Source organism: Actinomycetota bacterium (assembly GCA_005774595.1).
Taxonomy (GTDB): domain Bacteria; phylum Actinomycetota; class Coriobacteriia; order Anaerosomatales; family D1FN1-002; genus D1FN1-002.
In genome coordinates, this window is the sequence record VAUM01000060.1 from 1 (window position 1) to 8,579 (window position 8,579).

The window sequence follows — 8,579 nt, forward strand, 5'->3', positions numbered from 1 at the left end:
ATTTGATACCCGGTCGCATCGCCTACCGCGACCGAGTAGCGGGTCCTTCCGGCGACCAGAGAGCGCGCACATTCGCCGGATTCGATACCTCGCGCGCCAACTCGTCGGCATCGCCATCCTTGGCGCACTCACGTATTGGCTCTTCATCGCAGGCGGGCTTGGCCGTGTGATGTACTTCCTCGGAGTCGTGAAGGAGTCCCCGGCGGTGACTGCCCCTGCCCCCGCGCCCTCCGTCGAACTCGGCAAGCAGCGCCTGAAGGAATACGCCCCCGACCAGTACGGCCAGGTCGCCGATCTCGACTCGCCCAGGGTCGGCGAGCGCGAAGGCGATACCACCTACACGTGGGAGTACGTGGAGCAGAAGACGCCCGGCTCGGTGAAGGTCAGGACGGTCACGATCGCGCTGAAGCCCGACGGGTCGTTCAGCGGGCTCAGCATGGGGAAGTAGCGCCCCCGTCTGCTACGCTTACGCCCTGCCGGAAGCCGCCCCGTCCACGGAGGTCGACAACGCCATGTCCTGGGGACTCGAGAACCGCCTCGCCCGCATCATCAAGCCCGCCGACGGCCGCACCGTCATGCTCGCCGTCGACCACGGCTACTTCCTCGGCCCCACGACGGGCCTCGAGGACATCCATGCGTCGATCATGCCGCTCGTGCAGTACGCCGACACGCTCATGCTGACGCGCGGCGCGCTGCGCAACGACATCGACTCGACGACCGGCACGCCGATCGTGCTGCGCGTCTCGGGCGGCAGCAGCGTGCTCGAGGAGGACCTTTCGAACGAGACGCTGGTCGTGAGCACCGAGGAGTGCATCCGCATGAACGCCGCCGGCATGGCGATGCAGGTGTTCATCGGCGCGCCGCACCAGCACCAGACGATCGCGAACCTCGGGCGTCTCGTGGACGAGGGCGAGCGCTACGGCATCCCGGTCATCGGCGTCACGGCGGTGGGCAAGGACATGGTCCGCGACGCGCGCTACCTCGCGCTGGCGTGCCGCATCATCGCCGAGACCGGCGGCCACATCGTCAAGACCTACTACTGCGAGGACTTCGAGCGCGTGACCTCGACGTGCCCGGTGCCGATCGTGATGGCGGGCGGCAAGAAGCTGTCCGAACGCGAGGCGCTCGAGATGACGGCGAAGGCGATCGCGGGCGGCGCGGCGGGCGTGGACATGGGCCGCAACATCTTCCAGTCCGACTCGCCGGTCGGGATGATCAAGGCCGTCAACGCCGTGGTGCACGGCGGGGCGTCGGTCGACGACGCGTACGCGGTCTACGAGGACGAGAAGGCCGCCTCGGGCGTGACCGGCCCCGGCGTCGGGTCTGCGGCGGTCACCGCCGACGACACCCGCAAGATCTAGCGAAGGCGCGCACGCCGTGCCCCAGACCATGCGCGTCGCGGTCTACCACAACAACGCCGACATCCGCATCGAGGAGCGCGCCGTGCCCGCCATCGGCGCAGGCGAGGCGCTCGTGCGCATCCGCGCGTCGGGCATCTGCGGCTCCGACGTCATGGAGTGGTACCGCGTGCCGAAGGCGCCGATCGTGCTCGGGCACGAGGTCGCGGGCGATGTGGTCGCGGTGGGCGAGGGTGTCACGCAGTGGGCCGAAGGCGACCGCGTGGTCGTCTCTCACCACGTGCCCTGCGACGAATGCCGCTACTGCCGCAACGGCGACCACACCGCCTGCCACACACTGCACACCACCAACTTCGACCCGGGCGGGTTCTGCGAGTACGTGCGCGTGCCGGCGCTGCAGACCGCGAAGGGCATGCTGCGACTGCCGGACGACGTGACCTACGAGCAGGGCTCGTTCGTCGAGCCGCTCGGGTGCGTGGTGCGCGCGCAGGTGCGCGCCGGCGTGCGCGAGGGCTCGACCGTGCTCGTGGTGGGCTCCGGCATCTCGGGCCTGCTGCACATCCGGCTCGCGCTCGCGCTCGGCGCCGGGCGCGTGCTCGCCACCGACGTGTCGCCGTACCGCCTCGACTGGGCGCGCCGCAGCGGTGCGCACGCGGCGTTCGACGCGCTCGAGGCGGGCGACTCGCTGCCCGACCTCGTGCGCGAGGCCAACGACGGCGACCTCGCGGACCTCGTGCTGCTGTGCACCGGCGCGCCGAGCGCCATCGACCAGTCGCTCGCGTGCCTCGACTCGGGCGCGACCTATGTGTTCTTCGCGCCGCCGCCGCCGGGCGCGCCGTACCCGATGCCGATCGCCGACCTGTGGCGCCGCGAGGTCACCGTGCGCACCGCGTACGGCGCCGCGCCGATCGACCTCGCGCACGCACTCGAGCTCATCGCCGACGGCAGCGTGCGCGTCGACGACCTCGTCACGCACCGGCTACCGCTGGACCGCATCGCCGAGGGCTTCGCGCTCGTGGCGGACGCGAGCGAGTCGGTCAAGGTCGTCGTCGAGCCGTAGCGGGTCGCGCTCATCAGGTCCCGGTCCGTCCCACTCCGTGACGCAGCTCACTGATTCGGGAATCTAGACTCGAGCAGCAAGAGGATCCGGCGGCGGTGGGTCGTGGGCGCCTGAAGCTCGCGATCGGCTCCTTGTGCGCCGGCGACACGTGCCCCCCGAGGGAGGCGGCGACGATGTCACCGATATCTGTACGGGGGCACCCCGGGGGGAGCGGGCGCCACCAGGGAGCGGATCTCATTCCCAAGGACTATCTGCGAGCGATCGCGGTGTGGTCGCTGGTGCCCTCCTACATGCTGGCCGGGGGGTTCTTCGGCTGGCTGTTGGATCGTTGGGTCGGCTGGTTCCCTGCGCTGACCTGTCTGGGTCTCCTGCTGGCGCTGGCGCTGTCGGTGCGCGACATGCTGCGCCTCAAGGACCAGTGGTGACGGGGGTGTGGTGATGGGGGTCGGCCGCCACAGCGGACTCGACTGGGACTTCCTCGACCGGATGGGCGCGTGGACGGTGCGCCTGGCCGCGATCGCCGCCCTCGCGGGCGCGATCGTCACCCTCGACGTGCGCTTCGCTGTTTCGTGCATGCTGGGCGCGGCGATCGACGTGCTGCTACTGCATTGGGTCGCCGAACGGGGCAAGTCGGCCATCGCCGAGGACCGTCTTGGCGGAGGACTGATCGCCGCATTCCTGGCCGAGCGCATCCTCGTCAAGGCGGTGCTCCTGGTCGGGGCGACGGCGTTGCCCGCGCTGTCCAGCTTCTGGGGGATGGTGACCGGCGTGGTCGCCTTCGACGTCACGCTGATCACCGTGGGGCCGGTCGTGAGCGCGCGCAGCGCGTTCCGCGGCGGCGCGTGAGGGGGGTGCGCGATGGTCGAGGCCGATCTGGCGCGGATGACCCAGGTGGTCGTCGTCGTCAACGCAGCCCTGGCGGGCGCGTTCCTCGTGCTCGCGGGGCGTTGGCTGGCGTCGGGAAGGCTGACCGCGGGCGTGCCGGGTGCGCGCCAGAACATCGGCGAGTTCGTCCTGAGCTACTTCGTCCGCAAGGCCTCCGAGATGGAGCACGGCCCCGGTCGTGACCGGGTGGTGCGGCTCGTCGCACCGCTCCTGGCTGCCTTCTTCCTGTTCATCCTCGTGAGCAACCTGGTCGGCATGGTCCCGCTTCCGCTCCTCGGAACGCCGCCGACGTCGTACTACGGCGTCACGCTGTCCCTTGCGCTGTGCTCGGTCATCGGCACCCTGGCCATCAGCGCGGCGTTGCGGGGGCCGCTGGCGACGCTCAAGCACCTGGTCTGGCCGAACCCCATGCAGTGGATCTCGGAGTTCACCGACGTGCTCTCGCTGTCGCTGCGCCTGTTCGGCAACATCGCCGGCGAGTTCATGACCGTCGTGCTCGTCGCCCGGATCGTTCCCTACGGTGTACCGCTGATACTGCACGCGCTCGGCCTCATCCCGGCGTTCGTGCAGGCGCTGGTGTTCACGCTGCTGACGTCGTCGTTCATCGCCTCGGCGATCCATCGCGAGGCGAAGCGGGGGCGAACAGGGAGGTCGCGGAAGGAGAAGGAGGCCGCAGAGGCGGTCGAACCGGGCGAATCGGGGGTGGCGTGATGAACACCGTCCTGCTGGCACTCGTGGCGATCACACCGATCGCGATCGGCGCGTTCGTCGCCGCACTGTCGATGCGGGCCATCTCGGTGTCCGCGATCGAGGGGATGACACGGCAGCCGGAGATCGCCCCCCAGCTGTTCACCGCGATGCTGATCGGCATGGCGCTCATCGAGGCGCTGTGCATCTACACGCTCGTGGTGACGCTGGTGGTGGCGGGCAAGGTCGGCTGATCTCGCGGCGAGGGGGTGCGCCATGGAGCTGAACCCGCTCGGACAGATCCAGCCCGTCGTCATCATCGCAGTGGCGATCATCTTCGCGGCTACGTTCGTGCTGCTGCGTCGCGTCTTCGTCCTGCCCTACGTCGCGGTCATGACCGAGCGGGACCGCCTCATCGAGGAGTCCGAAGCGCGCGACGCCGAGGCCGCGCGCATCGTGGCCGCCGCGGATGCGGACGCCGCCGCGCTCGTCGAGACCGCACGAGTCGAGGCCGACGGGGCGTTGCGCGAGGCGCGCGCGCGGGCGGACGACTACCGGCGCGAGCGGCTGCATGCCGCCACGGACGCTGCCTCGGAACGGTTGCAGGCCGGACGCGAGCTCATCGGCCGGGCGCGGGAGCGGGAGGAGGAGGTCGTGCGCCGGCAGGCGATCGAGTGTGTCGAGCTGGCGTGCGAGCGGCTGTTCAAGGTCACAGACCGTGAGATCGCCGAGGCCGCGGTGGACAAGCTTCTGTCCCGACGGGCCAGGTAGGGGGTGGAGTCGGTGCAAGTCGTCTCCGAGATACTCGCCTACGTCGGCCACGAGATCGCGCTGGAGCCCGTCCGCTTCGCCATCGAGGTCGTCCAGTTCATCTTCCTTCTCGTCATCATCTACTTCGCGGCGATGGGTCTCGGCAAGCGCCGGGGCATCGTTCGCGGGATGCTCGACGGCCGCCGGGCCCGCATCTCCGACCAGTTGAGCGCCGTCGACCATTCGGTGATCGCGCTGGACGAAGCCCGGGAGACCGCGGCGCGCGTGCTGTCCGACGCGCGTGCCGAGGCAGAGGCGATCTCGGCGCGCGCTCGCGAGGAGGCGCGCGATCTCGAGGACTCCGCTCGCGCCGAGGCTGACGCCGAGGCCGAGAGCATCGGCCGGCGCGCGGAAGAGGCCCTGGCCACCGAGACCGAGGAGCTCCACGCCGAGGTGCGCGACCGGCTGATCGAGGTGGTGGCGTCGGCGACCCGCTCGGTGCTCAACGAGCGACTGTCCGCCGCCGAGCAGCGGGAGCTCATCCAGGACGCGATCATGGCGGCCGTGCGCCGTTGCGAGGCCGGGAACGAGGCGCCGAAGCGAGCGGTCGCGGGACGCGGGGCGGTGTGAGGTCATGCCCGGCCGGGCCGAGAGTCCACGGCTGGAGCCGGCGTGCGGCGGCGTTCGCGTCGAGCCCGGCACCGAGCGCGAGGTCCTCACGCGCCTGCTGGCCGAGTTTCCGGGGTCGACTCTGACGCTGCATGCGCGTACCTACCTCGAGGAGCAGCTGCTCAAGCGCCTGAGGCGCGTGCTGTCGGATTCCGCAGGGCGCGACATCGCGCTGGACGTCCGCGTGAACCCGACGATGGATGCGGGCGCGGTGCTCTACGTCGGCCCTGAGGTGCGGGTCGTGCTCGACGCGCGCTGGACATGGGTGACCGCGCTTGAGCGCGTCACGCGCGAGTTGTGCGAGTCGGGCGGGCTCGGTGACGCGGCCGCGTCGTTCGAGTACCTCAAGGACCTGATCGCCGGGGCGTCACCGGATGTCGTGGTCGAGGAGCTGTACGACACCGGCAGCGTGCTCGACATCGCCGACGGAGTGGCGACCGTCGCTGGCCTGCGCGATGTCGGGTCGCAGGAGATCGTGGAGTTCCAAGGCGGTGTGCTCGGCATCGCATTCTCGCTGATGGCGGAGCGCGTCGGCTGCGTGCTGCTCGGCCCGGAGGAGGGGATCCGCGAGGGGAGCGACGTGCGTCGCACAGGCCACCTGTTCAAGGTGCCTGTCGGCGAGGGGATGGCCGGCAGGATCGTCAACGCCGTCGGGCGCCCGGTCGACGGCGGAGTCCCGCTCGTGGCGCGCGCGCATCTGCCCGCCGAGCGCAAGGCGCCCGGCATCGTCGACCGCCAGCCGGTCGACCGGCCGCTGCACACCGGCATCAAGGTGATCGACGCGCTCGTCCCGATCGGCAGGGGTCAGCGTGAGCTGGTCATCGGCGACCGCAAGATCGGCAAGACCACGCTGGCCGTCGACGCGATCCTGGCGCAGAAGGGCCAGGGTGTGACGTGCGTCTACTGCGCCATCGGGCAGAAGGCCAGCAGCGTGCAGCGCGTTGTGAGCACGCTCGCCGAGCACGGAGCGCTCGACTACACCGTCGTCGTCCTCGCCATGCCGAGCGAACAGCCGGCGTTCCGTTACCTGGCGCCGTACACCGCGTGCGCGATCGGCGAGTACCAGATGGACCGGGGCGGCGACGCGTTCGTGGTCTACGACGACCTCTCGAAGCACGCGGTCACGTACCGCGAGATGTCCGCGCTGCTCGACCGTCCGGTGGGACGGGAGGCGTATCCCGGCGACATCTTCTACATCCACTCGCGTCTGCTCGAGCGCGCGGCGCGCATGTCGGTCGAGTGCGGCGGCGGTTCGCTGACCGCGCTACCGATCGTCGAGACACTGGCGGGCGACATCTCGGCATTCATCCCCACCAACGTCATCTCCATCTGCGACGGGCAGATCGTGCTCGACGCCGCGACGTTCAACGAAGGCACGCGCCCTGCGATGAACGCGGGCCTGTCGGTCTCGCGCGTCGGCGGCGCGGCGCAGGACCGGATCATGAAGCAGGTGGCCGGCCGCCTGCGCATCGACCTCGCGCAGTACGACGAGATGGCGCAGTTCGTGAAGTTCGGAGCCGAGGTCGACGAGGCGACGACCCGCCAGTTAGCACGCGGGGAGCGTGCGCGTGAGCTGCTCAAGCAGGCGCAGCACGCGCCGATGCCGGTCGAGCACGAGGCGCTGGTGCTGTACGCCGCCGTCAACGGCTACTTCGACCCGGTGGACGTAGCCGAGGTCGGACGGGTCGAGGCGGAGCTGATCGAGCACGCCGACGTGCAGCACCCTACGGTGATGGCGTCGGTGCGCGAGACGCCGGACCTGACTCCCGCGCTCGAGACGAGGTTGCGGGAGCTCGTCGAGTCGTTTCCCGGTCTCGCGTCAGGTGACTCGGAGCCGCAGGGGAAAGCGCCGGCCACGCCCGAGGACGGAGCTGCGGAGGCGTCGTTGGCGGAGGGACCGCTCTCGGCCGAGACCGGCGAGGCGGTGGCCTAGATGCAGAAGCTGGTCGAGGTCCGGAGCAGGATGCGCGCGGTCACGAGCATCGGCGGCGTGTGTCGCACGATGGCGACGGTCGCCTCGGCGAAGCTGTCGCGCACGCGCGAGCGCGCCGCTGGGATCCGGGAGTACACGCGCCGCATGCGCGAGATCATCGGGCGTCAGCAGCGCTGCCTCGAGGCGGCGGGGCGGCGTCCGGGATCGATCTCGCCATTCCTCTCGGAGCGCGAGGTGCGCGAGGTGCTGCTGCTCCACGTCGCGTCCGATCGCGGGATGTGCGGCGGCTACAACTTGGCCGTGTACCGGGTCGCCGCGGCGTTCGTTGCGGAGGCCCAGGCCGCGGGGGCGCACGTGCGCGTCGTGACCAAGGGCACGCGCGGCGAGTACTACGTCCGCCGGCGGCTGCCCGGACTCGATGTGGCCGACGCGGCGGGCTGGTCGCGCGCCGGCGTCACCCCCGCCGAGGTCGACCGCTACCACGAGATGCTGACCGGCGCCTTCCTCGCGGGCGAGTGCGACGAGGTCTGGTGCTCGTACACGCGATTCCTCTCGCCGGTGCGCCGGGAGCCGGCGGTCGTTCGCCTTCTGCCCGTCAAGCTCGGCGAGATCGCCGGTGACAGCGCGCTGGCCGAGGAGCCCGTGGGCGATGCCGTGCCCGAGCACTGGTTCTACGAGCCGTCGGCCGAGGCCATCGTCACCGAGCTGCTCGGCGAGTTCGTGCGGCTGCAGGTCGAGGACGTGCTGCTGGAGGCGTTCGCCTCGGAACAGGCCGCGCGGATGATCACCATGGAAGAGGCGGTCGAGCGGGCGGACCGTACGCTCCACGACTTGCGGGTGCGGTACAACCGGCTGCGCCGCGAGTCCATCACAACAGACATGCTCGGCGTGCTGTACGCCGGGCGGCTGAGAGGGGGACGGCACGGTGCCTGACCGCCGCAGAAGGGACGCGGCTCCCGATCCCGCCACGTTGGCGCTGGCGTGCGCTGTCGACGAGATCGTAGAAGCGGCGCTCGTCCGTACCGCTGAGGAGATCGAGCGCGAGGCGTTCGACGGGACCGTGCGGCAGGTCACCGGCCCGGTCGTCGACGTGGGCTTCCGGGGCGAACTGCCCGCGCTGGGCAACCTCCTGCGCGCCGAGGACAGGGTGCGCGGGCTGCCGCTCGAGGCGGTCGAACTGCTCGGCGAGGGCGGGGGGTCTTATGAACAGCCGACGCTGCCGGGGAAGGGGGGAGGG

General features: G+C 70.6%; 12 protein-coding genes. All 12 read left to right on the plus strand.

Annotation, left to right across the window (positions count from 1 at the left end; translation table 11 throughout):
* Positions 1-205 precede the first annotated feature (205 nt).
* Positions 206-448 (plus strand): hypothetical protein, encoded by a 243-nt coding sequence (locus FDZ70_03970; protein ID TLM78530.1) that lies wholly within the window; start codon positions 206-208, stop codon positions 446-448.
* A 64-nt stretch (positions 449-512) separates the two neighbouring features.
* Positions 513-1,361, plus strand: coding sequence for a 3-hydroxy-5-phosphonooxypentane-2,4-dione thiolase (lsrF, locus tag FDZ70_03975; GenBank protein TLM78531.1), 849 nt, complete (start codon positions 513-515; stop codon positions 1,359-1,361).
* Between the two features lie 28 nt (positions 1,362-1,389).
* Entirely contained in the window at positions 1,390-2,418 is a 1,029-nt protein-coding gene (locus tag FDZ70_03980; GenBank protein ID TLM78539.1) for a zinc-binding dehydrogenase, read from the plus strand.
* A 278-nt stretch (positions 2,419-2,696) separates the two neighbouring features.
* The gene (locus FDZ70_03985) at positions 2,697-2,843 is read left to right on the plus strand and encodes a hypothetical protein (GenBank protein TLM78540.1); all 147 of its coding nucleotides are present in this window, start codon (positions 2,697-2,699) and stop codon (positions 2,841-2,843) included.
* A gap of 13 nt (positions 2,844-2,856) precedes the next feature.
* On the plus strand, positions 2,857-3,264 hold the full coding sequence (locus FDZ70_03990; protein ID TLM78532.1) for a hypothetical protein: 408 nt from the start codon (positions 2,857-2,859) through the stop codon (positions 3,262-3,264).
* A gap of 12 nt (positions 3,265-3,276) precedes the next feature.
* Entirely contained in the window at positions 3,277-4,014 is a 738-nt protein-coding gene (locus FDZ70_03995) for a F0F1 ATP synthase subunit A (GenBank protein ID TLM78533.1), read from the plus strand.
* The gene (atpE, locus tag FDZ70_04000; protein TLM78534.1) at positions 4,014-4,244 is read left to right on the plus strand and encodes an ATP synthase F0 subunit C; all 231 of its coding nucleotides are present in this window, start codon (positions 4,014-4,016) and stop codon (positions 4,242-4,244) included. The genes FDZ70_03995 and atpE overlap by 1 nt, the downstream gene beginning before the upstream one ends.
* 22 nt (positions 4,245-4,266) lie before the next feature.
* Positions 4,267-4,761 (plus strand): hypothetical protein, encoded by a 495-nt coding sequence (locus FDZ70_04005; GenBank protein ID TLM78535.1) that lies wholly within the window; start codon positions 4,267-4,269, stop codon positions 4,759-4,761.
* A 3-nt stretch (positions 4,762-4,764) separates the two neighbouring features.
* Complete coding sequence (locus FDZ70_04010; protein ID TLM78536.1) at positions 4,765-5,370, plus strand: hypothetical protein; 606 nt, start codon at positions 4,765-4,767, stop codon at positions 5,368-5,370.
* A 235-nt stretch (positions 5,371-5,605) separates the two neighbouring features.
* Positions 5,606-7,342, plus strand: a complete 1,737-nt coding sequence (locus tag FDZ70_04015; protein ID TLM78541.1) for a F0F1 ATP synthase subunit alpha — start codon at positions 5,606-5,608, stop codon at positions 7,340-7,342.
* Positions 7,343-8,275, plus strand: coding sequence for a F0F1 ATP synthase subunit gamma (locus tag FDZ70_04020; GenBank protein TLM78537.1), 933 nt, complete (start codon positions 7,343-7,345; stop codon positions 8,273-8,275).
* On the plus strand, positions 8,268-8,579 hold a 312-nt coding region (locus tag FDZ70_04025), incomplete at its 3' end, for a hypothetical protein (GenBank protein TLM78538.1). The genes FDZ70_04020 and FDZ70_04025, both read left to right, overlap by 8 nt.